Source organism: Cytobacillus praedii (genome assembly GCF_001439605.1).
GTDB classification, from domain to species: domain Bacteria; phylum Bacillota; class Bacilli; order Bacillales; family Cytobacillaceae; genus Cytobacillus; species Cytobacillus praedii.
The window spans coordinates 88,457-113,311 of the sequence record NZ_LMBX01000012.1 but is presented as its reverse complement, the minus strand read 5'-3'; the positions used below and the strand labels follow the sequence as shown (position 1 = coordinate 113,311).

The window sequence follows — 24,855 nt, the reverse complement described above, 5'->3', positions numbered from 1 at the left end:
AACTTATACTCTTGAGAACGTTTACACATTTCATATATTATTAATTTAGTTCAGAATATTATTAATTTTTAAAATAGGAGGAATGAAAATGCAAGAAAAAACAGTTGCTAATCATCAAAAGGTAGAGGAATTTTTTCCTGTAAAAGAGGTGGATTATTTAGAAATATACTCTGGGAATGCGAGACAATCTTGTCATTTTTATTGCTCAGCTTTTGGATTTAAGCCAGTCGCTTACTCAGGCCTTGAAACAGGGAATAGAGAGACAGTTTCTTATGTCCTTCAGCAAAGGAAAATTCGTTTAGTCATCACGGGTTCGTTAAATGATAGCAGTAGAGTAGCTGAGTTTGTGAAGAAGCATGGGGATGGGGTAAAGGATATTGCCCTAACAGTTGATAATGTAGAAAAGGCTTATCAAGAAGCAGTTTCAAGAGGAGCCATTGAAATCTTGCCGCCATTTGAATTAAAGGATGGGAATGGAACGGTAAAAAAGGCGGTCATCGGTACATATGGTGACACGATTCATACATTAGTTGAGAGAAATGACTATCAAGGTGTTTTCATGCCTGGCTATGAACCATTAGAAATGAATGTTCCATTCGAAGATGCGGGATTTATCGGCATTGACCATGTTGTCGGAAATGTAGAGAGAATGGAAGAATGGGTCAATTATTATGCGAATGTAATGGGATTTAAAGAAATGAAACACTTCACAGACAAAGATATTACGACTGAATACTCTGCACTAATGTCAAAGGTTATGCATAATGGAGGCAGAATTAAGTTCCCGATAAATGAGCCAGCTGAAGGAAAGCGGAAATCTCAAATCGAGGAATACTTAGAATATTATAATGGACCTGGAGTCCAGCATCTAGCGATTCTTACTGAAGATATAGTAAAAACAGTTAGCATCCTTCGAAAAAACGGGGTTGAGTTTTTAAGCACTCCGTCTACGTATTATGATGCTTTAGCAGAGCGTGTAGGAAAAATAGATGAGGAAATAGACAAAATTAAAGAATTAAGCATTTTAGTAGACCGTGATGATGAAGGCTATTTGCTGCAAATCTTCACAAAGCCAATTGTTGACCGCCCAACATTATTTATTGAAATCATTCAGCGTAAAGGAGCAAGAGGCTTTGGCGAAGGGAATTTTAAAGCATTGTTTGAGTCTATCGAGCGGGAACAAGAAAGAAGAGGAAATTTATAAATATAGAAGACTCCCTTTATTAAAAAGGGAGTTTTGCAAATAAAAAAGAAGTTCCAAAAAGTAAAAATGAGGCTTTGCAAAATAAAAGGAAAGATCGCAAAAAATCAGGTTTACAATGAAATTCGAGTTCAGCAAAAATAAATGAGGATTACCAAATAAAGTGAAGTTCAGTAAAAATAAATCATGCCTTACAAATAAAACGCATGCTGTCTAAAAAATTGAGGTGTTTTACATGGCAAACATTCAAACAAGACGTGCTGTAGAAGGGATTGTCTCCTATCCTTTAGGAGATTCGGCTGAAGAAATAAAAGAAAAATATCAACTTCGAACAGTAAAAAAAATGTCTGACAATGAAAATGTATACGGCTGCTCAATTCAGGTGAAGGAGGCCATTTCGCAAAATTTGCACCAGCTATCCTTATATCCTGATGGAACGGCGTCAGGGATAATTAATAAATTATCGGCCTTTTACAAGCTTGGGGAAGAAAGTTTTCTAATCGGGAACGGATCAGAAGAGATTATTCGCCTGCTAGCAAGAGCATATATAAATCCCGGTGATGAAGCAATCATGGCTGCAATGACATTTCCTCGTTATGAGACGAACGTTGTTATTGAAGGTGGAGTTGCTGTCACTGTCCCGATGGTAAATGGCACGCATGATTTATCCAATATGTATGTAAGGATTACTGAGAAAACAAAGATGATTTTTATCTGTAATCCAAATAATCCGACAGGAACAATTGTGAGAAAAGAAGAGCTATTAACATTTATCGAAACGATTCCGCAGCAAATTTTGATTATATTAGATGAAGCTTATTACGAATATGTAAGCTCAAATGATTATCTTGAATCCGTTCCACTACTGAGTAGTCACCCAAACCTAGTTGTCCTGCGAACTTTTTCAAAAATTTATGGGTTAGCAAGCCTTCGTATCGGTTATGGGATCATGCACCCAGCAATAGTGAAGGAGCTGCATAAGGTGAAGGAGGTTTTTAATGTAAATCAGCTGGCTCAAGCAGCTGCAGAAAGTGCTCTTGATGATCAGGAATTCATTAAAGGCTGTGCGATGAAAAATGCATTGGAGAGATTATTTGTTTGTGAACAATTGGATGCGATAGGGCTTGGTTATTTTCCATCTGAAACGAATTTTGTTTACGTGTATACAGACCAGTCTGTCACCGCCAAGTTAATATCTAATGGAATCGTTGTCCGGCAAATGAAGCTAACAGGATTTGCTGATGCCTTTCGGATTACACTTGGCACACGAGAAGATAATGAGTTTTTCCTAGAAACCCTTAAAGAAATAGTTAGAGAGAAGGCGGTGTAATTCATTGGAAATCAACCCGGGTAACCTGGAATGGAAAGATGCCTATAAATTACTGGTGGGGTCCATTTTACCCCGGCCGATTGCGTTTGTGACGACACTGGATGAGATGGGCATCGTGAATGCGGCACCTTTTAGTTTTTTTACTGCTATTTGTGCGGATCCGCTGCTCATTTGTTTTTCGCCAATGAGAAGGGGAACGGATGGAAAGAAAAAGGATACGCTTGCCAATATTGAAGCAACAGGGGAATTTGTAATTAACATTGTTAGCGAAGATTGGGTTGAAAAGATGAATATTTGTGCGTCAGAGTTTCCAGCTGAAATTGATGAACTAGAAACCTCTGGTTTGCAGAAGGAAAGCAGTCAGTTTGTTAAACCTCCTAGGGTAAAAGAATCAAAAGTTCATCTGGAATGTTCACTTTTTCAAATCCATCATTTTGGCGAGCACCCAGGTGCAGGGAGTCTCGTCATTGGGAAGGTAGAACATGTTCATGTTGCAGAAGAGCTATATGAAAATGGCAGAATTAATACAGATAAACTAAAACCTGTCGGACGTATGGCTGGACAAATGTATACAAAGCCATTGGGTGATGTTTTTGAATTAGTCCGAAAAACAAACCCGAGGTGAGACTATGAAATTTGTAACCTTTCAAAAAAAGGATGGATCGATAAGAGCTGGATGGATTGAAAACGATCACTTTGTCGTTGATATGCATGAAGCTTCAAACGGTGTATTACCGAAAGACATGCTTTCTTTTCTTGAAAATCATTCCTTTTTCATGAAGTATCTCTCTAGTGAACTGAAGTTCTCGGTTAAAAACAAAGGATTATATTTATTAAAAGAGGTTGAATTAAAAGCCCCGCTGCCAAATCCAAAAAGTTTTCGGGACTTTTATGCTTTTGAAGAACACGTAAAAACAGCAAGAGAAAACCGTGGACTGGAAATGATTCCTGAATGGTATGAAATCCCTGTGTTTTATTTTTCTAATCACTTAGCGATTAAAGGACCAAACGAAAGGATCACTCGGCCGAAAAAATGTGAGTGGCTTGATTATGAATTGGAAGTGGCTTGTGTAATTGGAAAAGAGGGCAGGGATATTAAAGCAGAGCATGCAGATCAATATATTTTCGGCTATTGTATCCTAAATGATTGGAGTGCAAGAGATTTCCAGCGAGAGGAAATGAAGGTTGGTCTTGGACCAGCGAAGGGGAAGGATTTTGCTACCTCAATCGGACCATTTATAGTGACGAAGGATGAAATGGAAGAATATCGAGTCGAGAATGGCTATGATTTAACTATGAGAGCGAAAGTAAATGAAGTCTTATTATCAGAAGGGAATATGAAGGATATTTACTACTCGTTCGGAGAAATGATTGAGCGGGCTTCAAAAGGGGTTACTTTGTATCCTGGTGAAATTATTGGATCTGGGACAGTAGGGAGCGGCTGTATTCTAGAGCTTGGAACGGATGTCCATCGCTGGTTAGTGCCAGGGGATGAAGTTGAATTAGAAATTACTTCATTAGGAAAATTGACTAATACAATCATTAATGAATGAGGTGGGGACATGTTTTATCGCCAAATGGGAAAAATTCCGCATAAACGTCATACGGCGTTTAGAAAAGACGATGGCAGCCTATTCAGAGAGCAGGTGATGGGAACGAAAGGCTTCTCGGGAACACAATCCATTCTTTACCATCACCATATGCCAACAGAGGTAGTTAGAACATCACTAATAGGTAAATATTTGCCGGAATTTGAAGAGCAAGGTCCACTAAAGCACAGACATTTGATGACGAATCATATCAAGAAAAATGGCGATGCGCTAAATGCCAGACAATATCTATTAGGAAATGAAGATTTACTGATAGCGACAGGAAATATAACTGAGCCGATGAAAAGTTATTATCGAAATGGTGACGGCGATGAAATGATCTATATTCATTATGGTAATGGGAAAATAGAAACCATGTTTGGAACAATCACTTATCGGCCTGGAGATTATGTAATTATCCCTATTGGAACCATCTATCGGTTCATTCCAGAAAATAGCGAAAAGACAAAGGTTTTATTTATTGAATCTTTCAGTCAAATAACAACGCCGAGAAGGTATCGGAATGAGTATGGGCAATTACTCGAACACAGCCCATTCTGCGAACGAGATATTCGCGGTCCCGAAATACTTGAAACGTTTGATCAAAAAGGGGAGTATGAAGTCATTACAAAAACGAGAGGTTATCTGCATTCCCATATACTAAATCATCATCCGTTCGACGTGGAAGGCTGGGACGGGTATTTATATCCATGGGTATTTAATATTGAAGATTTTGAACCAATTACCGGTAGGGTTCATCAGCCGCCGCCAGTCCATCAAACATTTGAGGGGCATAATTTTGTGGTTTGTTCATTTGTGCCAAGGTTGTTTGATTACCACCCGGAGGCAATCCCAGCACCTTATACACATAGCAATGTGAACAGTGATGAACTTCTTTACTATGTTGAAGGGAATTTTATGAGCAGGAAAGGGGTAAATATCGAATCCATCACCTTGCATCCAAGTGGAATTCCTCATGGACCGCATCCAGGAACTACGGAAGCGAGTATCGGGAAGAAAGAAACGCTGGAGCTAGCGGTTATGATTGATACGTTCAAACCCTTGAAGGTCGTCCAGCAGGCTAAAATAATAGAGGATGATAAGTATATGTATACATGGGTTTAATTAAAAAAATGCCTGTGAGATAGCATGTATCCCCAGGCATTTTTTTAAAAAGAATTAGTATAACCATTATTAAAATTAGAGAACTGTCTAGCTCCTATTGCACCTCTCTCCCCATCCTACGATAAGTCAAGCACGAATGCGCTACTGCTCTTCGTGTTTCCTTTATTTAGTCGTTGGTGGTCAAGTCTATACGGCACTAAGCAAGGCGCTTCTACTTTCTTTATTCGTTATGCCACAATGTAGCAAGCGTGCCCTCACCAGAATGTGCGGCAATCGTGGAGCTTATTTCACCGATAAAAATATCAAGTTTAGGGAATAGAGCTTTAATTTCATTTCCAAGCTCTTTTGCTTTTTCATGGACATTCCCGTGTAATATTTGAACTTGTGAAATGGAGTGTTTTTTATAGGCATCACCAAGTAATTCAAGCATACGTTTGACTGCTTTCTTCTCTGATCGAACCTTTTCGAAAAGTTCAAATTCCCCATGATTGTTAATTCTGATAATTGGCTTTATATTTAAAAGGCTGCCTAATAAATAAGCGGTACCTGACATTCTTCCGCCTTTGTAAAATTGATCAAGGCTTCCTAGCAAAAAATAGTTTTCTGATTTAGCTGCGTCCTCTTGGAGGAAGCTTGCGATTTCTTTACTAGACATACCCTTTTCAGCAAGATCCATCCCTTTATTTATTAAGGTTGTTATTGCATAAGACATTGACTTTGAGTCGACAGCTTCAACGGGGAAATCTGCGAGCGCAGCTCCAGAAAGACAGCTATTAATGGTCCCGCTTAGTTTACTAGAAATATGAACGGCAACAGCAGAATCATAGTTTTCCTTTAATTGTTCAAACAGCTCTGCAAATCGTCCTGCAGCTGGCTGAGAAGTCTTCGGAATTTCTTTTGCTGAAACAATTCTTTTATATAATTGATCTGTACTTAAATCGATTCCATCTTCAAAGGTTTCATCACCGAATGTAATGGATAATGGAATAACATACACATCAGGATGCTTTTTCAAATCATCTGTAATATAGGCAGTACTGTCAGTAATCCAGGCAATCTTTTTTACAGTCATAAATTAGTTAGTCCTTTATAAATATTTACCCGCTTAAAGGTTAGCCATGAAGAGAAATATTACTATTTTCTCATAGTTATAATTTAAAATTTTATCAATTTACGGGCTTTTTTTATTATACACTATTGTAATCGGTTGCACGAGTTTTATTAAATGTTCAAATATTGGTCACAAATGCCTACATATAAATAAAAGCCCCTGCTATGCAGAGGGCTTCTTTACATGATTATTTAGATAGCTGCTGGGACCATTCTTCGACATTCCATACCTTCGTTACCCAGTCCTCATAAAAATCAGGCTCGTGACAAACTAAGACAACCGTTCCTTTATAGGCTTTTAATGCACGCTTCAATTCTTCTTTTGCTACGACATCAAGGTGATTGGTGGGCTCATCAAAAAGGAGCCAGTTACTTTCGTTCATTAGAAGCTTACATAGTCTAACCTTCGCTTGTTCTCCACCGCTTAATTGGTTTAATGGGCGAGAGATATGTTCATTTTTCAGACCACATTTTGCTAAAGCCGCGCGGACTTGGTGCTGATCCATGGATGGAAATTCATTCCAAACATCATCGATTGGTGTGATATTTTCAGCTTTTACTTCTTGTTCAAAATAAGAAGGGAAGAGGAAGTCGCCTCTTTCAACTTTACCGCTAATCGGGTTGATTTTTCCGAGCATTGTTTTTAGTAGAGTTGATTTCCCGACACCATTACAGCCGACAATGGCAATTTTTTCACCACGTTCAATCGTAATCGACATTTTGGGTAATAATGCGTGTGCATAACCGATTTCAAAGTCCTCTCCTTCGAATACATAACGGCTGCTGCCTCGTGATTCTTTAAATTCAAAGGTAGGTTTCATGGCTGTTTCAGGACGATCTATTCTTTCCATGCGATCAAGCTGCTTTTGACGGCTTTTTGCTCGGCCAGTCGTTGAATACCGTGCCTTATTTTTTGCGATAAAATCTTCTTGTTTTTTAATAAAATCCTTCTGTTTTTCATATGCATTAAGATGCTGATTTTTATTAATTTCTGCCAATTCGAGAAACTTATCATAGCTCGCTGTGTAGCGTGTCAGCTTCGAAAATTCCAAATGGAAGATCGTGTTTGAGACCTGATTCATAAATTCTGTATCATGAGAAATAAGCATGAATGCATATGGATATTCTTTTAAGTAGTTTGAAAGCCAGCGAATATGTTCGACATCCAAGTAGTTTGTCGGCTCATCGAGCAATAGAACTTGCGGCTGCTCAAGGAGCAGCTTTGCGAGTAATACTTTTGTACGCTGTCCACCACTTAAAGCGGAAACATCGCGGTCTAATCCAATTGCATCTAAACCAAGTCCGCGTGCAGCTTCTTCAATCTTAATATCGAGAGTATAAAAACCACCTGCATCCAAACGATCCTGAATTTTCCCCATTTCATCCAGCAATTCTTCAAGTTCTTCAGGAGTAGCATCAGCCATCTTTGATGTAACCTCATTCAGTGCCTTTTCCTGTTCAAAAAGCGGTAGGAAGGCATCCTTTAGCACATCTCGCATGGTTTTTCCTGGAGTGAGAACCGTATGCTGATCTAGATAGCCATAATGAACACTTGGTGTCCATTCGACACGTCCTGAATCATGTATCAGCTGTCCTGTAATAATATTCATTAAAGTTGATTTTCCAACCCCATTTGCCCCAACAAGCCCTACGTGATCTTCTGCTAATAGCCGGAAGGAAACATCTTTAAATAATGTACGATCACCAAAAGTATGGCTCAAATTTTCAACATTTAATAAGCTCATTTTTATATCCTCAACTTTCAAAAGTAATCCATTTTTACATCATACAAGATTTTTATTCATTCGACTAGAGTTTCAGCCGTATGGCTGCGGAAAAAGTAATGGAAAAGAGGTGGAGGGTGAAATAGCGGGGCAGCTTGGCAGAGATTTAGTTATGACAATAGGAGAATCCTAACAAGAATTCAATAACCCAATAATTTATAAAGCAGCAAAAGTTGGGTTCTAACAAAAATTTGTGACCCTATTCATTCGAAAATACAGGAATATTTAGCTGTAATAAGAATTTAAGCATCAACTAATTCCGAAAATTGTTTACGAACCTATTATAACTAAAACATGTATTAAGCGAAAAAGGCATCCATTAAAATAAACGGATGCCTTTTTACAAGAATCTGCTATTTTACCTCTTGTGGAACCTTTAATCCTAGTCCTTCTGCAATACGAGTGCCGTATTCAGGATCTGCCTTATAGAAGTGCTGGATTTGACGGAGCTTAATTTCCTCCAATTCAACAGGCTTCATTGCCGCAACAATGTTGTCAACTAAGCGAGTACGTTCTTCTTCAGACATTAAGCGGTAAAGATCTCCAGGCTGAGTGTAATGATCATTGTGATCGTAAGCAACACTTTCAGCAATTCCGGTAACTGGGAATGCAGCTTGCTTGTGCTCAGGTACTTCAGCAGGTCCCCCGAAGCTGTTTGGTTCATAGTAAACAGAACCGCCGCCGTTATTATCAAAACGCATTTGTCCATCACGCTGGTAATTCTTCACTTCATTTCTTGGACGGTTAATTGGCAATGCTTGGTGGTTTGCTCCAACACGATAACGATGTGCATCATGGTAAGCAAAAAGACGTCCTTGCAGCATTTTATCTGGTGAAACATCAATTCCAGGAACTAGCGTACCAGGGGAGAATGTTGCTTGTTCCACTTCCGCAAAATAGTTTTCTGGATTTTTATTTAAAACCATTTTTCCAACTTCAATTAATGGATAATCTTTATGTGACCAAATCTTTGTTACATCAAATGGATCAAAGCGGTAAGTGTTTGCATCCTCTAGCGGCATGATTTGTACTTTCAGCGTCCAAGAAGGAAAATCTCCATTTTCAATCGCGTTAAATAAATCCTCTGTATGGTAATCAGGATTTTCACCTGCCAGTTTTGCTGCGAGGTTTACATCCATGTTTTTCACACCTTGATCAGCAATAAAGTGATATTTCACCCAAACGCCATCGCCGTCTTTGTTAGTCCATTTAAATGTATGGCTGCCGTACCCATTCATATGTCGTAATGTTGCTGGGATTCCACGGTCTCCCATTAAGTATGTTACTTGATGAAGGGATTCAGGAGATAATGACCAGAAATCCCAAACAGCAGTTGGGTTTTTCAAATGTGTTTTTGGATCTCTTTTTTGTGTATGAATGAAATCAGGGAATTTAATTGCATCGCGAATGAAGAAAATTGGTGTGTTGTTTCCAACAAGGTCATAATTTCCTTCTTCTGTATAAAACTTTACAGCAAATCCACGTGGATCGCGGACAGTATCTGCTGAGCCAAGTTCGCCGGCAACAGTAGAGAAGCGGATAAACATTGGCGTGCGTTTGCCTACCTCAGATAAAAAGTCTGCCTTTGTATATTTCGTAAGATCGTTTGTTACTTCGAAATATCCATGTGCACCTGCACCTTTTGCATGAACTACACGCTCTGGCACACGTTCGCGGTTGAAGTGAGCTAATTTCTCAAGTAAATGGACATCTTGGATTAAAGTAGGTCCTCGAGAACCTGCAGTCATTGAGTTTTGGTTGTCACCAACAGGTGCACCCCAGCTTGTTGTTAGATTATTGTTAGTTGTCATTTCATTTTCACCTCATATGAATTAAGTTAATTAATACTTCTTGCAAATAATGATAACACTTCTCAACAAAAAATCAATACTTATTTATAATTAATATAAATAAAAAATGAATATAATAAAATAATTGATAAAATGATTAGCTTTGCCAAAGGTCAATGAAGTATAAAATATATGTATTGTATGGAAGGGGATGTCCTAATTGTCATAACAGTACATTTATATGAAGAAATCCGGAAATAAGAACTAATGTGAAGATTTTAATCACGAAACTTATTGAATCGCTTGACTTTTATGATAATTAAAATAAAATAGAAATTGAATTTGTTAAAAATGAATAGCAGTACATCACTTTCTTATCCAGAGAGACCGAGGGACAGGCCCAAAGAAGTCTCGGCAGCAGGTTCTAAAATGAACACTGTGCCAATTCCTGCAGATGCATTATGTATCTGGAAGATGAGAAATGAGATGGTTTCGTAAATAGGAGCCTTCTTTTTTCTTATGGATGAGAAAAAAGGAGGTTTTTTTTCGTTCAATTACTTACTCATTACTTTCATATAAAATGAGCAAACTAGAAAATGTAGCTAAAAAATTTACCATCAATTCTGTCCATGAGGTATGTACAAAGTTTAAAATTATGTTAAAGTATAATCTATGAATCCTTTACATAACAAGGTTGCAGATGTCCTCTCTAGAAATACAACTGTATACTGTAAGGTGACAATTAGTGTGAAAATATCTAACTGGGGGATTTAATGATGACAAGTAAAACATTAGATGCATTTTTAAATGAGAATCTTGAAGATTTAAGAGGCAAAGGGTTATATAATGTGATTGACCCTCTGGAAAGCCCAAATGGACCAGTTATTAAGATAAATGGAAAAGAACTAATTAATCTTTCTTCCAATAACTATTTAGGACTGGCAACAGATGAACGTTTAAAGAAAGCGGCGTCGGATGCCATTAACAAATATGGCGTTGGTGCTGGGGCTGTTCGTACAATCAATGGGACATTAGATATTCATATTAAGCTTGAAGAAAAATTAGCAGAGTTTAAACATACAGAGGCAGCAATTGCCTATCAATCAGGATTCAACTGCAATATGGCTGCGATTTCAGCTGTAATGGATAAAAACGATGCCATTCTTTCAGACGAATTGAATCATGCGTCAATTATAGATGGATGCCGTTTATCAAAGGCCAAAATTATTCGTGTCAACCATTCTGACATGGAGGATTTAAGAGCAAAAGCAAAAGAAGCAAAAGAATCAGGTCTTTATAATAAAATCATGGTTATCACTGATGGGGTTTTCTCGATGGATGGAGACATTGCAAAGCTTCCTGAAATAGTTGAAATTGCAGAAGAATTTGATCTTATTACGTATGTAGATGATGCACATGGATCAGGTGTTTTAGGTGATGGTGCTGGTACTGTTAAGCATTTCGGATTATCTGATAAAATTGATTTTCAAATCGGAACACTATCTAAAGCGATAGGCGTAGTTGGCGGTTACGTTGCTGGGAAGCGCGAACTGATTGATTGGCTAAAAGTTCGCAGCAGACCTTTCCTTTTCTCTACTTCATTGACACCTGCAGATGTTGTTGCAAGTACGAAGGCAATCGAATTGCTAATGGAAAGCACAGAATTAAATGAGAAGCTATGGGATAATGCGAACTATTTGAAAGCAGGATTAAAGAAATTAGGGTTTGATATCGGGAATAGTGAAACACCAATTACTCCTTGTATTATTGGTGATGAAGTAAAAACACAGGAATTCAGTAAAAAGCTGAATGAAGAGGGTGTTTACGCGAAGTCAATCGTGTTTCCTACTGTACCAAGAGGAACTGGCCGAGTTAGAAATATGCCTTCAGCTGCACATACAAAGGAAATGCTTGATAAAGCAATAGCGATTTATGAAAAGGTTGGAAAGGAAATGGGCATTATCTAAAAAATGATCATTTCTTAGATAGAGAACACTTTCAATTAGGGAAGAGATGGAGGCAATCAATGAAAAAGATCTTTATTACAGGTGCGTTAGGGCAAATTGGGTCTGAATTAACTGTTAAACTAAGAGATATTTATGGTACTGATAACGTGATTGCAACAGATATTCGAAAAAATGAATCAGAAGCTGCACAATCAGGTCCTTTTGAAGTGGTAGATGTAACTGACTCAAAAACGATGATTGAGGTTGCTAAGAAGTATAATGTCGATACAGTTATTCATATGGCTGCATTGCTTTCTGCTACTGCAGAGGCAAATCCTGTATTCGCTTGGAATTTAAATATGGGTGGACTTATGAACGCTCTTGAAACAGCTAGGGAATTAAATAGTCAGTTTTTCACACCTAGCTCAATTGGTGCGTTCGGCCCTTCTACGCCTAAAGATCAAACGCCACAGGATACAATTCAGCGTCCAACGACCATGTATGGAGTAAATAAAGTTGCGGGTGAGTTATTAGCTGATTATTACTATCATAAATTTGGTGTTGATACACGTGGATTAAGATTCCCAGGCTTGATATCATATGTAACTCCTCCTGGAGGAGGGACAACTGATTATGCAGTGGAAATTTATTATGAAGCGATCAAAAATGGACACTATACTTCTTATATTGATAAAGGAACATACATGGATATGATGTATATGCCAGATGCATTAAATGCAATTGTTGAGTTAATGGAAGCCGATGCATCCAAATTATTACACAGAAATTCATTTAATGTAACGGCAATGAGCTTTGATCCAGAAGAAATTGCAGCAGAAATCCGCAAACATATCCCGAGCTTTAAAATGAACTATAACGTCGATCCTGTTCGTCAAAAAATTGCTGATAGCTGGCCAAATTCTATAGATGCTAGTGCAGCCAAGGAAGAATGGGGCTTTAAAGCGGAATATGATTTAGCAAAAATGACTTCAGATATGTTAGATAAACTAGGGAAGTAATATCGAAAGGACAGCTATGAATAGCTGTCTTTTTTTGTCAAATCTTCGATGGTTTTAGCCCAAAGTCATTCAGTTTTTACTTTTTAGAGAAGGGTAAAGAGTGATAAACTTTTTGAGTATAGTTAGTGATTTGTTCATCGTATACTGGATAATCGTAACACAGTTTATTGGCAACTAATTTGGAGTATTTTCTAAAAAGATCATAGCAATTAAATAATGATTGCCACATATTTTCATAACTGTTCTCTGCAAAAGTATAGAGCAATTGATCCCAGTCATTTTTGTCTAAATGTTTTTGGAGATATTTGTAATTCTTTCCGAGGCTTAGTGAGAAATTAGTTTCTATTCCAATATACCACGACATCATTCGTAAGAGATTAGGTCTTGCAATTTCATTTAAATGATCAATGGCAAAAAGTATTTCCTTACGTGCTAAACCTTTAACAACATAAGTTGATACCATCCAAAACTCATTGCAGCAATCATCAAATTCTTTTGCAGAGGGTTTTTTAATATGAAATTTTTTATCGGTGGGTTCTAATGTATCCTTAATTGAAGAATCCTTATCCAACAGTACCTCTACCAAACCATCAGTATTTAAAAAATACGATTCTGCTTCATCTAATGGAATCAGTGTTAAATCGATTTTATTTCCATCATCAAATAACATTAAATAGGAAAACCAATTGCCAAGTTCAGGTGGAAAAAGTTCCATATCTTCTGGCTTTTGCATGATTATTCTTTTTCCAAATGCATTTAACCATTCATCAGTTGATTTAAAAGAATCAATATCAGTTACAAAGTAAGAAATATCATAGTCTTGAAATTTGTCTTTTGGTATATTTTTATTGGTTCTAGACCCCTCTAAAGTTACTATCCTAATTCTTTCATCTTTTTTTGCGATACTAAGAATTATTTCCATCATTTCTTGTACGCTTCTCAATTTTTATTCCTCCAAAATGATATTTTAATACATTATAGCCGATGATGCGTGTACTTTGCAGGGATTATTGCAGATTCAAAAGCAATGAATAAATTGGATTTTGACCGTTGGATGGACGTATTTTTAAACGCTGTCTGCAAATGTGATGCCAGTAATTTTATCAGAGTCGAGATTGCTCAAGATGTTCAGATAAATGGATTGATTGCAAGTGGTAATGTGCTGAGAATGTCAGAGGGCTAGAGTGGCTACTGCCGGCTTTTAGGGAATGGTTAAGACAAAGAGTTTTCTGAAAGTAAGATTTCCAATATACTAGATTGTGCGAAAGATTCGATTCACGATTCGCCAGAACGAACGAAATCCGTTATGAATAATTTTTTATACACTGTGGGGATTTCGTATTTTCCGCAGCATGAAAATGCAAAATTAGACTATAATAAATAACCCAATTGTCCTCTTCAAAACTATATGTTTTTGGGCTCATATCACACGATCAATTTATGATTTACACTTGCGAAATCTTTATAACTATTTTAAAGTAAAAGGAAGATATTATTAAAGGGTGAACTTTTTGTTAATTGTAGAATTCTAATCTGAATCAACATAATAGCTAAATTTTGTCGAACAAACCACCGACCTTGGTGTTATTTGTTGTGCAAAAAAAGCAAGATTAGAATTAGTTAGCTTCTTATAAACTTTTGGCGCGACTAATTTAGTCGCGCTTTTTCTATTCGTTGATTTAGACAATTTTAATTTATTCCTTATTAAAATTGAGAGGACGAATCTACAATGCAAAAACACTTACAACAAATTACAGCTGATATGCAGCTTGAAGAAAATTATTACACATTAGAAAAGGCTCTACTTGCTTTATATTTCCATAAAAATTGTACAACTAAATCTTTAGCTCATACGACAAACTTACCAATTCCAATCGTTTCAGCTATGAAAAAAGAATTTTCCAAGCGAGGATGGGGCAAACATAGCTTAACGAAAAAGGGTCAGTTAGCTATCTTGCAATATTTTCAACTCACAGGTGCTGATACTAAACTCTACCTTCAATTAACGACCGATGACGCATTTCGTAAAGAATGGATTAAACAAAATATAAGCGAATTAAGCACGATTTATGACGCTAGACCCTCAGCTGACGTGACAATTGATCAAGCGAAATGTACAGTTGAGGCAGCCTTAAAACGTGCATTGCTCGCACTAGACTATACTATGCTATTTAATAAGAGTATTTTGTGCTTAGGCGATGATGATTTCATAAGTGTTGCACTAGCGTTTTTACTAAAGAAACTTGCTCCACATACGACAACTAAAATTGTTGTGTTAGATATTGATAGGCGAATTTTAAGTACGATTAGCAAAATAGCTAAGGACTATGAGCTTCCGATTATAACAGATTATTATAACGTTCAGGATCCTTTGCAAAAAACATACGCCAATCAGTTTGATTGCGTATACACTGATACACCGTATACCTTAATTGGCGCACAGCTTTTTTTATCACGTGCGATTAACGCACTAAAGCCGGAAGCAATGCGGCATGTGTTTTTTTCCTACGCTAAACGCAGTTATCAAAAGCAGTGGCAGCTACAACAAAGCTTATATGCTATGGGTTTCGTTATTGACAGTATTAAATACGACATAAACACATATGAAGGTGCGCAGATTTTAGGGGCAACAAGTCAATTATTCGTATTACAAACAACAGAGCATATGAATTCCTACATGCCTAATCAGCGTAAATTTACACGGCCAATTTACACAGGAGAAATTGAGAGAAAATCCGTCGGTTATCAGTGTATTCATTGTCAGCACTCACTTACAGTCGGCGCTGGCAATCAATTCACCACGATTGCTCAACTTCAATCCAGTGGTTGCCCAAGTTGCAAAAACAAAAAGTTTTCACAAATTAAAAGAACAGTACAAAAGATACAATCCCAGCATGTATTAGGGCATCATATTTTAATAGAGTTGCACGATTGCAATGATATATTACTCAATGATGTGCCACAAATTAAATCGATTATGTGTCAAGCTGCCCATAAAGCAAAGGGAACTATTGTGACTGAACATTTCGATCAATTTTCACTTTACGGGGTTAGCGGTGTAGTTATTATTCAAGAAGCACATTTAACGATTCATACATGGCCAGAGTACGGTTATGCGGCAATAGATGTTTTCACTTATAGCAGTATATTAGCTCTACAAGAAGCTGTTCAATATATTACTGAGGAATTTAATGCAGGAAATGTCACACAACATTATATGCATCGAGGTAAATAGGGGAAATGGAGGGGCATGTTCAATTGTAACGCGACCAATTCCGGTCATTTTAACAATTTCACTGACGGTATATTGTTTAGATTTATGTTAGTTAATAGTTTTTTAGTTCTCTTTCATTTAATTTAGGATGAGCAATTATGATACGCTAGAAGAAGTGGTAGTAATATCAGTTTGTCTAAAATCAGGAGATTTCATTTACCTATAGGGGAGGATAATGATGAGTAGGAAAGTTTATGATGCCAAGGGTACGGTACCCTCAGGACCGTACTCACACGCGGTAGATGCAGGAGAATTTGTTTATTTTTCAGGCCAAACGGCAATGAACTCACCTTTGGGAGAAAAAATGAAAGGTGATATTCAAGCACAAACGAAGCAATGCTTTACTAATTTATTCGAGGTATTGGAAGCAGCTGACCTTACGCCAGACGATGTCGTAAAAGTAAATGTATATTTAACGAATATGAATAATTTTTCTGCTATGAATGAGGTTTATAAGACACAGTTTTCCGCTCCGTATCCTGCAAGGACTTGTGTTGCAGTTTTAGCACTGCCGCTTAATGCAGATGTAGAAATCGAAATGATTGCAAAAAGACGCTAACCTTGTGAGGACGTGTCTTATTATTGGTTAAATGGTAAAATAGAAGTATCAGAAAGTTAGTAAATGATTCCGGCGCTGCTCACTGCTCCGGGATCATTTTTTTTGATTAAAATATTCATTTCCTCTCTATTAACGTCGTTTGCTCTAATGGGGAAAAGGAATCCCCATTAGAATGTATCCAGGTTCTATTAGGGCATAACGGTCCACACCAAACACAGTTTTATGCTCGTTTATATCATCAGGCTAGAAAAGAGATATGATCAATGGATGTAAAAGAGGAAAAGTGCGTAAATTTCAATTTAACGTTTAAATAATTTGGTGTAAAAATGTCTTGACCCTTGGTACATATGGGATTAGACGTTTTTTATATCATAATTAACGTTAATAAGAAATAAAACTCTATTTCTTGAGGTTACTAAACTATCGAAGCAGAAGAGCTTAAGGGCAGTTAAACAAATATAATTTGAAATTGAACACCAATGTCTAGTATTATAAAGTAGACATTAGTGTTCATTTTAATAAGAAAGGGGTAGTTATAGTTGTGCCTAAAGTAACTGCAGCTTATCGGAGAAAAAAACAATTGGAAATAGCTATCGCTGCGAAAGAAGTATTTGAAAGAAAAGGTTACACATATACCTCGATGAATGACATCATGCTTGAAGCAAATATAGCAAGAGGAACACTATATTCTTATTTTGACAGTATTGAGCAGGTATTTTTGGAAGTTTTAGCAATAGTAGATAATCTTTCTTTTACTGCCATAGAGGAAGACTGCAATATGTTTATTGAACGTCTGGATAATTTTGTTCACAAGGAAATTGTTAATCTGCTGCGCCAACCATCACTTGTTCAAGCAAGGGCAGAATATTTCTTTTCATTAGAAGATCCTACATTTTTTGAGCAAAGATATAAAAGAACGATTGAGGGAATTACAAGTTTTCTTCAAAAAGGAGTCGAGTCAGGAGAATTTACACCTCAAAAAAGTGTAAGATCCATTGCACGTTTTATGCTTTCATTCGTAGATGGTCTTATGCTTAATACTTCACAGCTTAGGGAATTCTCTAATTTTGTAAATGATCAGTTAGAAATTTTTCATAGTTCCCTCTATTATTTACTTGGGGTGGATAAGGAAACTAAAACTAGGAATGGCTGTTAAATTATTTTCATAAGGGGGAAAAAGGTATTGTTTAACTCTAATAGAATCAGATTAAGAAAAATGGTAAGTGAGGATGCAGAATTGTATCATTCATGGAGAAATGATATGGAGGTTATGGTATCAACGAATCCCTCATTAGATCTATACACATTACAAGATACAAAAGAATTTGTGGAAAATGTTGTATTAAGCTCCAGTTCTTCAAAGAGTTATATAATAATTGAAAAGGAATTGAGCAAGCCCATTGGTATAACATCATTAATTAATATCGACTATAAAAATAGAAATGCCGAATGTATTATTGATATTGGTGAAAAAGATTTCTGGGGGAAGGGTTACGCAAAAGAGGCATTAAAATTATTGCTCGACTTTGCTTTTCAGGAAATGAATTTACATCGAGTCTCATTAAAAGTGTTTTCGTTTAATGAAAAAGCGATTAATTTATATGCGAAAATTGGTTTTAAACATGAAGGAGTTAGCAGACACTCCTTGTTTAGAAATGGTCACTGGCATGACATTTTCCATATGGGAATTCTTCAATCCGAATTTATTCATTTAGGTCCAGAGGGTGAAGAAAAGGGTGGCAAAATTATTTCTGAGGGAACTCCGGATTCGATAATGAAAAATCCGAAATCTCAAACAGGGAAGTATTTGTAGCATATATTTATTAAAGTATTAAATGAAGTGAAACAAATTTTATTGGAGTTGCACAAATGATTTTATATTGCAGTTTCGAACCTTGTGTGAAAATGAAGCACTATATTTAAATAAGCAGGGAAGATGTCTCTGCTTATTTTGACTTTAACTAAATGCTGTTTGTAAATATTCAGTCAGCATTGGATTTAATGTCGACAATGCAGTATGGAGCGGACGGCAATCGTATAATTATTAATAAATCAGCAATTTGTGAGAAATAAGAATAGCAGGGGTAATAAAAATATTGTCGAAGTTCCTCTAAAACATCTTTATTCGACAAATCAGAAAGTATTACACTGCATTTACCTTATAGTGTATTCCAAATCGAATTTCCCTCTTTTATTTGAAAACGCTAGGTCACTACCAGCGTTTTTTTTTGTTATTTTGGTGATGAAAAATAGAACAATCCCTTTAGGTATTACGCCTAAGCACTAGATGTTTGTCTTAACATATATTATTTAAAACTTCGTAATTAAAGGAGTTACTTAATCAATCCCTTATCTTAATCATTAAATAAAAAGAAAAGAGAGTTGGAAAATTTTAATGGACATCCAAACTTTACAGGTTCGATCCTGTCTTGATTGAACACAAACTTTTTCCTTTTGTGCATCTATAAATAAATATTAGGTTCCAGTGGTTGGTGGGCAACTTGGCCTTTTCCTACCTTCTCATAAAGTTCTACTACACCTGTTCTATTTACTAAAGGAGTTCCAACACTAACTATGACCTTGTATGTTCTCTAGCTGTAGATGCCACCGAAGAAATGTAACCACACACGGAATCAAAAAGTAATGAGTAACGGAGTAGTAGATAGACAGAGAAAAATGCTTCTTCACAATTTATTTTTGAAAGACAATCAAAAGTCTCCCAAACCGAGTTAAGGGAAGTTCATACACTAAAGTAGTTTTTAAATAACAAAGACATATGGTATATACATCAAACTAAGACAAAATACTAGCCAGTTTAGTTTATGAATAATGAGAAAGGCGGTAATACATTATGTCAGAAGAAAGAATAAAAAGGATAACGAGTTCACCTCCAATGCATCAAATTATAGAGCAAAGTGAAGAACATAAGGAGAATGAAGAAAATACATCCATATCAATACTACAAGTGGACTCAACAGATTTTCGAATCTCAACTTTAAATGGACAGCCCGAAAATGAGCCTACTGTGGGGGTCAATCCGAATAATTCCTCGTCAATCATTGCTGCTTCTCACGCCTATACACTTGCAAATGGATTTCCTCAATTCGGGGTATACCGATCCACAAATGGAGGTGCTTCATTCACAACTTCGTTTCTCCCAGTCCCAGCAGGATTTAGAAATACAAGCGACCCAATCATAGATGCCGATTTAAACAATAGGTGGTTATTAGCTGGTATCGCTGTTCAACCTGTTTCAGAGACTGTTAATAGGGCATCCATCATTGTTTATCGGTCAGTTGACGATGGAGCAACCTTTTCTGCTGCCATAAATGTTTCTGGCATAGATAACAATTTCTTTGATGATAAGGAGTATCTTGCCTTCGACAAGACCCCAGGAAGCCCATTTGTAGGGAATGCCTATATTAGTTATACTAGGTTTACTAATGATGCTGCAGCTACCTCTCAAATTTTACTTCAAAGGTCTGAAGATGGTGGTTCAACATGGATGGCGCCAGTCCCTATCTCAGCGGCAATTGGCGGAGCTCCTTTTGTCCAAGGATCAAATGTTCAAGTGGGTCCGAATGGAGAAGTATATGTTGCTTGGATTGAGGGAGATTTCACTAACGCTACGTTTCGGATTCGCCGGTCAGATGATGAAGGGGTAAATTTCGGTCCCACTTTTGATGTCAGTCCTATAGTTCGAGTTCCTTTTACTCTAACTGCGAAGGTACCTGTATGGGCATTCCGTGTCCCTACCTTTGCTTTTCTTGGGGTAGATACATCCGAATGTTTTGGTTCCGAAAATTTCGCAAGAGTGTATGCCGTATGGCAGGCTTACGTCACCACAAATGGCACACCAAATGCTCACATACTTTTGTCTTTCTCGGATGATGGAGGAGAAAACTGGTCTCCCCCCACTAGTGTTGACAACAGTCCAGAGGATACCCAAAATTTTTTCCCGTTTATATCGGTTTCTCCATGCAGCGGGACGGTAACTATTATTTACTATACAAACCGTGAATCTACTACTCTTCTAGATGTTTTTTTAGCGGTATCTACTGATGGAGGAGCCAGTTTTACAAATACACGGATAACCGACGTTTCCTTTAACCCTAATGCTGATCTATCCTTTGGTAATCCTAGTACATTTATTGGTGATTATATCTATTCGGCCTTTATTCCTCCAGCTTTGCCAGAACCGGAAAAGTTAATCTCAGTATGGACTGACACTCGGAGCAACAACAGTCAAGATATTTTTGGCAACATTAGCGATCTGGATCGCATACCAACTATCGTTTGTCCAGATAACATCATTCAGGATAATGACCCGGGTGTATGCGGAGCCATTGTCAACTATTCGTCTCCAACTGTAAGTACTAGTTGCCCAGAAGTTGTTGCAAGTTGCAGCCCTGCTTCTGGAACCCTATTCCCTGTGGGTGAAACCATCGTCACTTGCACTGCTACTGACTCTTGTGGAGGATCTGCAGAATGCTCATTTACGATTACAGTCAACGATGTTGAGCCACCGACCATTATCTGTTCAGGAAACATCACTCAGGATAATGACCCGGGTGTTAGTGGGGCTGTAGTGAACTTTCCACCGCCAACCATAAATGATAATTGTCCTGGAGCAACATTTGTTTGTACACCAGCATCAGGTTCCCTTTTTCCTATTGGAACTACTTTAGTGACATGTATAGCTACTGATACCTCTGGAAATACAGCAGAATGTTCGTTTACAGTAACAGTAAACAATGTCGAACCGCCGGTGATTGATTGTCCTGAAGACATTACAGTATTAAATGATCCAGGTACAAACGGAGCTATTGTCAATTTTCCAGATCCTATAGTAAGCGACAATTTTCCTAACGTTACTTCAGTATGTACACCACCATCTGGATCTTTCTTTCCTCCCGGTAATACCACAGTCATTTGTACTGCAACAGATGCTGCAGGAAATACAAGTACTTGTTCGTTCAACGTGAAAGTAATCGTAGATCCTTGTAGGTTCTTTAGCGGCAGATGCAGTCGAAGAAGATAGCGATTAAACCACACATGGGGTCAAAAAGAAATGAGTACTTTATACAAATCTAGTTAACATTAAATTATTTTTGGGAATTTTCAAATAAAAAACCCCTTGAGCTGGAGAATAACTCAGTAAAATGAGGAAAGGAAAAAACACCCCTTGAGTCGTATTTATTACTTATACGATTTTGGAGGTGTTTTTCTTGTGGGGACAAGAGTTCATTACCAAGAGGAAATTAAGTGGAAAGTGATCAAGTTAAAACAAAAAGGATATACCAACAATCCTATTATGGACCAAATGGGCGTTAAAAATGTTTCTCAAATTAAAACTTGGATGAAATGGCATAGAGAAGGACAGATTCACAGATTTTCTCAGCCTGTTGGCAATTAATACACAAACGGTAAGGAACCAAATGGATTAAGTGAAGTAGAGGAAATAAGAAGAAAGAAACCAATTAGAGATACAGTTGGAAATTCAAAAAATGTACCAAGAGATAGAAATGAGATGGAGCCTGAGGTTGTCGCTGGGGAAAAATGTATCGCCAAGTAATAATGAATCCCTTAGAGGAGCTAAGCATCTCTTTTTGTGAAGAAAAACATTTTCGTTATGGACCCGTTAAATAAAAACTTACTTAAGCGAAAAAACCAGTTAGTTGTAAATCGGAATACAGTGCAAAGAATCATGCAGAAAAACAAAGTGGAGTGTCAAATTAAAGTGAAGCGACCTTAAACGGGGGAAGTAATATAGTAGTGGGAAATCTTTTAAATCGTCAGTTCAGTTCAATAAACCAAAATGAAAAATGGGTAACAGATATTACATATTTACTTTATGGGAAAACAATGATGTATTTATCAACTATTATAGACTTGTATAACAATGAAATTGTGGCGTAAAAAATGAGCACAAGCCTGGACACTCACTTAGTTTTATATTCCCTTTGGGAAGCCATTGATAAAAGGAAACCAAATGAAGGAATTAAGATTCATACTGTTCAAAGGGATGTTTATACCTCCTGTGCCTTTCAAAAACGACAAAAGAAAACTGCAAGATCACAAGCTGTCCCGAAAGGGGAACTGCCATGACTATGCCGTCATCGAATTCTTTCACTCCTTGCTATAGGAGGAAGAATTCAGAGATTAAAGATGATCTTCTCTTAATCATTGTAAAATGGTATATATTGTAAAAAATATATGTATTATTACAACGAAATACGCATTCAGGCAAAATTAAACTACCCATCCCCATTGAATTTAGGGGACAGGCAGCATAGGTGTTTTTTCTAAGTCTCAAAACTATACATCAGTTCATAGTAAACAGATTTTTGTTATTTCATCTGTCTACCTTATAGGGAACATATCACTACACCACACCGCTTTTTCTATAAATATATTACTATATAATATACGAGATAGGTTAGATTAATAAGATGCTATCTTCGTATGCATCTACCACTAAAAAACCGACAAGGATCTACAACCACCCTCACATTGAAAGTACAAGTACTGGTATTTCCAGCAGCATCTGTTGCGGTACAAGTGACCGTTGTCGTACCGGGAAGAAAGAAAGAACCAGATGCTGGCGAACAAACAGTAGTTACAGCTGAGCAGTTATCGCTCGCGGTTGGAGGTGGATAATCTACAATAGCTCCATTTGAACCTGGATCATTGAAAACGGTGATGTCAGGATGACATTCGATGGTTGGTGGTATAGTATCAGGGATAAGGGTAATTTCAACGAATCCGTTCCCTTGTCCGCCACCAGCAGTGTTGATTTGGTTGCTGCCTGCATTAAAAGAACCGCCACCGCCACCGCCACCATCACCGGCGTTTGGAATTTGTTGACCACCACCACCACCACTAAAACCGCCACCACCACCGCCACCATCGAAATCGCCACCACCGCCGCCGCCAAAACCACCAGTACCTCCGCCACCACTACCCGTACCGCCAATTCCTCCAGTGTCGATCGCGGTTCCACCGCCACCGCCACCACCAACACTACCACCATCTGTAAAGATGCCTGCGCCACCGCCGCCGCTATCAACGGCACTACCACCATTGCCGTTTTTTCCACCGCTTCCACCGGGATTCCCAGCAGTTCCATTTGTAGTAATCGATGCAGCTATTCCGGGATTCCCATTAGTGATTTCACCCTGACCACCGCCGCCGCCACCACCAGCAGCAATTAGAATAGATGCAAGGCTTAAATCAGAGAAGTCATTTCCACGCCAAATAAAAGAACCACCGCCGCCGCCGCCAGCACTTGTAGCGCTATTCATTCCTGCTCCTCCGACCAAAATGGATAGGGTTTCTCCAGGGATCACCGAAAAATCACCCTGAATCGAGGCACCGATTCCACCAGCACCACCATTAGTTCCAAAATTCGGGAGATTCCCACCGTTGCCACCTGATGCACCCACAGCACGGATGGTTATAGAGCATACATCTGGTGGGATAGAAAATGTTTGAAGAGCTCCCGTAAAGAAAAAGGTTACCATTCATTGTACTCCTTCCATATTTTTTCCTAAATAAACTGGTTTAAGAGGTCCTTACTTTCAATCCAAATCACGTGACTTGGTTTTTAGAGATTAGTTGGACAACATAATGACGTTGAAAAGCTTGACCACTAAATGAATTAATAAACAATTTAAAATCCTTCCTTGGTTGTATCTATACCATCACAATACTATATGTAAAATTATCATTAAGGAGTTTGTACAAGTGGGAACAGGATAAAATTCGCCATTAACCTAAAATATAATGCAACAAAATAAGCAACTTTTCTTATTCAGCGAAACAAGCTACAAAAATATCTTATGCAACACTAAATTTAGGAATACTAAATAACCGTCCAAAGTTCAATGATTGGAAAATTTCGGGCTGTTTGTTTTTTTTTAAAAACTAGACGGAGATTGATTTGATTGGATAATTTTACACTCTTCAATTTGCTTTGCAAAAGCATGAATTTCATCCAATGTACGGGATCGACTCAAATGGACGCTTACGTTCTACCCCGGCTACCGTTATCATAATTCGATATAAAAAGTGGTCAACCAGAAAAAGTTTTTGGTTAACATTATAATAAGAAGGGTGTTTTAGCTGA

At 37.5% G+C, this 24,855-nt stretch carries 17 protein-coding genes, 2 pseudogenes and 1 riboswitch; of the genes and pseudogenes, 14 read left to right on the top strand and 5 right to left on the bottom strand.

Annotated elements, in window-relative coordinates:
* Positions 1-82: 82 nt before the first annotated feature.
* The 5 genes from hppD to ASU02_RS14180 all read left to right on the top strand — a co-directional run bounded on the left by hppD (position 83) and on the right by ASU02_RS14180 (position 5,245).
* Positions 83-1,204 carry a 4-hydroxyphenylpyruvate dioxygenase gene (gene hppD / locus ASU02_RS14200; RefSeq protein ID WP_408607274.1) on the top strand — a complete coding sequence of 374 codons (1,122 nt, stop codon included), beginning with the start codon at positions 83-85 and terminating at the stop codon, positions 1,202-1,204.
* Positions 1,205-1,436: 232 nt separating this feature from the next.
* Positions 1,437-2,531, top strand: coding sequence for a histidinol-phosphate transaminase (gene hisC, locus ASU02_RS14195; RefSeq protein ID WP_057764689.1), 1,095 nt, complete (start codon positions 1,437-1,439; stop codon positions 2,529-2,531).
* A gap of 4 nt (positions 2,532-2,535) precedes the next feature.
* The gene (locus tag ASU02_RS14190) at positions 2,536-3,156 is read left to right on the top strand and encodes a flavin reductase family protein (protein ID WP_057764687.1); all 621 of its coding nucleotides are present in this window, start codon (positions 2,536-2,538) and stop codon (positions 3,154-3,156) included.
* Positions 3,157-3,160: 4 nt separating this feature from the next.
* Entirely contained in the window at positions 3,161-4,084 is a 924-nt protein-coding gene (locus ASU02_RS14185) for a fumarylacetoacetate hydrolase family protein (RefSeq protein ID WP_057764685.1), read from the top strand.
* A gap of 9 nt (positions 4,085-4,093) precedes the next feature.
* Positions 4,094-5,245, top strand: coding sequence for a homogentisate 1,2-dioxygenase (locus ASU02_RS14180; RefSeq protein WP_057764683.1), 1,152 nt, complete (start codon positions 4,094-4,096; stop codon positions 5,243-5,245).
* A gap of 220 nt (positions 5,246-5,465) precedes the next feature.
* Here ASU02_RS14180 and ASU02_RS14175 read toward each other — a convergent pair whose 3' ends face one another.
* The 3 genes from ASU02_RS14175 to katA form a co-directional block, all read right to left on the bottom strand.
* Positions 5,466-6,317, bottom strand: coding sequence for a DegV family protein (locus ASU02_RS14175; RefSeq protein WP_057764681.1), 852 nt, complete (start codon positions 6,315-6,317; stop codon positions 5,466-5,468).
* A 226-nt stretch (positions 6,318-6,543) separates the two neighbouring features.
* On the bottom strand, positions 6,544-8,100 hold the full coding sequence (locus tag ASU02_RS14170) for an ABC-F family ATP-binding cassette domain-containing protein (RefSeq protein ID WP_057764679.1): 1,557 nt from the start codon (positions 8,098-8,100) through the stop codon (positions 6,544-6,546).
* Positions 8,101-8,492: 392 nt separating this feature from the next.
* On the bottom strand, positions 8,493-9,950 hold the full coding sequence (gene katA / locus ASU02_RS14165) for a catalase KatA (protein WP_057764677.1): 1,458 nt from the start codon (positions 9,948-9,950) through the stop codon (positions 8,493-8,495).
* Positions 9,951-10,300: 350 nt separating this feature from the next.
* Positions 10,301-10,410, top strand: a riboswitch (SAM riboswitch).
* 295 nt (positions 10,411-10,705) lie between these two features.
* Between katA and ASU02_RS14160 the strand changes: the two genes are divergently transcribed.
* Together ASU02_RS14160 and ASU02_RS14155 are read left to right on the top strand one after the other, a co-directional pair.
* Positions 10,706-11,896, top strand: coding sequence for a glycine C-acetyltransferase (locus ASU02_RS14160; RefSeq protein ID WP_057764675.1), 1,191 nt, complete (start codon positions 10,706-10,708; stop codon positions 11,894-11,896).
* A gap of 59 nt (positions 11,897-11,955) precedes the next feature.
* A complete protein-coding gene (locus tag ASU02_RS14155; RefSeq protein ID WP_057764671.1) occupies positions 11,956-12,894 on the top strand; it encodes an L-threonine 3-dehydrogenase in 939 nt (312 codons plus the stop codon).
* Positions 12,895-12,970: 76 nt separating this feature from the next.
* Here ASU02_RS14155 and ant(6) read toward each other — a convergent pair whose 3' ends face one another.
* A complete protein-coding gene (gene ant(6) / locus ASU02_RS14150) occupies positions 12,971-13,837 on the bottom strand; it encodes an aminoglycoside 6-adenylyltransferase (protein WP_057764669.1) in 867 nt (288 codons plus the stop codon).
* Between the two features lie 48 nt (positions 13,838-13,885).
* On the opposite strand from ant(6), the pseudogene ASU02_RS27300 reads away from it, so the two are divergent.
* The 7 genes and pseudogenes from ASU02_RS27300 to ASU02_RS26260 form a co-directional block, all read left to right on the top strand.
* Positions 13,886-14,257: pseudogene (locus ASU02_RS27300) on the top strand (DNA alkylation repair protein); the annotation flags it as partial.
* Between the two features lie 366 nt (positions 14,258-14,623).
* Positions 14,624-16,129, top strand: coding sequence for an adenosylmethionine decarboxylase (gene speD / locus ASU02_RS14140; protein ID WP_057764665.1), 1,506 nt, complete (start codon positions 14,624-14,626; stop codon positions 16,127-16,129).
* A gap of 217 nt (positions 16,130-16,346) precedes the next feature.
* The gene (locus ASU02_RS14135) at positions 16,347-16,727 is read left to right on the top strand and encodes a RidA family protein (RefSeq protein ID WP_198317446.1); all 381 of its coding nucleotides are present in this window, start codon (positions 16,347-16,349) and stop codon (positions 16,725-16,727) included.
* Positions 16,728-17,268: 541 nt separating this feature from the next.
* Entirely contained in the window at positions 17,269-17,883 is a 615-nt protein-coding gene (locus ASU02_RS14130) for a TetR family transcriptional regulator (RefSeq protein ID WP_057764661.1), read from the top strand.
* 27 nt (positions 17,884-17,910) lie between these two features.
* Entirely contained in the window at positions 17,911-18,540 is a 630-nt protein-coding gene (locus ASU02_RS14125; protein WP_269745986.1) for a GNAT family N-acetyltransferase, read from the top strand.
* A 1,038-nt stretch (positions 18,541-19,578) separates the two neighbouring features.
* A complete protein-coding gene (locus ASU02_RS14120) occupies positions 19,579-21,768 on the top strand; it encodes an HYR domain-containing protein (RefSeq protein ID WP_057764659.1) in 2,190 nt (729 codons plus the stop codon).
* 189 nt (positions 21,769-21,957) lie between these two features.
* Positions 21,958-22,140, top strand: a pseudogene (locus ASU02_RS26260) (IS3-like element ISBt2 family transposase); the annotation flags it as partial.
* A gap of 1,042 nt (positions 22,141-23,182) precedes the next feature.
* On the opposite strand, the gene ASU02_RS14105 reads toward ASU02_RS26260, so the two are convergent.
* Positions 23,183-24,250: an HYR domain-containing protein gene (locus ASU02_RS14105; RefSeq protein ID WP_057764655.1), complete on the bottom strand. Its 1,068-nt coding sequence runs from the start codon at positions 24,248-24,250 to the stop codon at positions 23,183-23,185.
* Positions 24,251-24,855 lie beyond the last annotated feature (605 nt).

Excerpts from the sequence above, each read along its gene's own strand:
- hppD (WP_408607274.1), top strand. The coding sequence starts at position 83 with ATGAAAATGCAAGAAAAAACAGTTGCTAATCATCAAAAGGTAGAGGAA.
- hisC (WP_057764689.1), top strand. The coding sequence starts at position 1,437 with ATGGCAAACATTCAAACAAGACGTGCTGTAGAAGGGATTGTCTCCTAT.
- ASU02_RS14185 (WP_057764685.1), top strand. The coding sequence starts at position 3,161 with ATGAAATTTGTAACCTTTCAAAAAAAGGATGGATCGATAAGAGCTGGA.
- ASU02_RS14180 (WP_057764683.1), top strand. The coding sequence starts at position 4,094 with ATGTTTTATCGCCAAATGGGAAAAATTCCGCATAAACGTCATACGGCG.
- ASU02_RS14175 (WP_057764681.1), bottom strand. The coding sequence starts at position 6,317 with ATGACTGTAAAAAAGATTGCCTGGATTACTGACAGTACTGCCTATATT.
- ASU02_RS14170 (WP_057764679.1), bottom strand. The coding sequence starts at position 8,100 with ATGAGCTTATTAAATGTTGAAAATTTGAGCCATACTTTTGGTGATCGT.
- katA (WP_057764677.1), bottom strand. The coding sequence starts at position 9,950 with ATGACAACTAACAATAATCTAACAACAAGCTGGGGTGCACCTGTTGGT.
- ASU02_RS14160 (WP_057764675.1), top strand. The coding sequence starts at position 10,706 with ATGACAAGTAAAACATTAGATGCATTTTTAAATGAGAATCTTGAAGAT.
- ASU02_RS14155 (WP_057764671.1), top strand. The coding sequence starts at position 11,956 with ATGAAAAAGATCTTTATTACAGGTGCGTTAGGGCAAATTGGGTCTGAA.
- speD (WP_057764665.1), top strand. The coding sequence starts at position 14,624 with ATGCAAAAACACTTACAACAAATTACAGCTGATATGCAGCTTGAAGAA.
- ASU02_RS14135 (WP_198317446.1), top strand. The coding sequence starts at position 16,347 with ATGAGTAGGAAAGTTTATGATGCCAAGGGTACGGTACCCTCAGGACCG.
- ASU02_RS14120 (WP_057764659.1), top strand. The coding sequence starts at position 19,579 with ATGTCAGAAGAAAGAATAAAAAGGATAACGAGTTCACCTCCAATGCAT.
- ASU02_RS14105 (WP_057764655.1), bottom strand. The coding sequence starts at position 24,250 with ATGGTAACCTTTTTCTTTACGGGAGCTCTTCAAACATTTTCTATCCCA.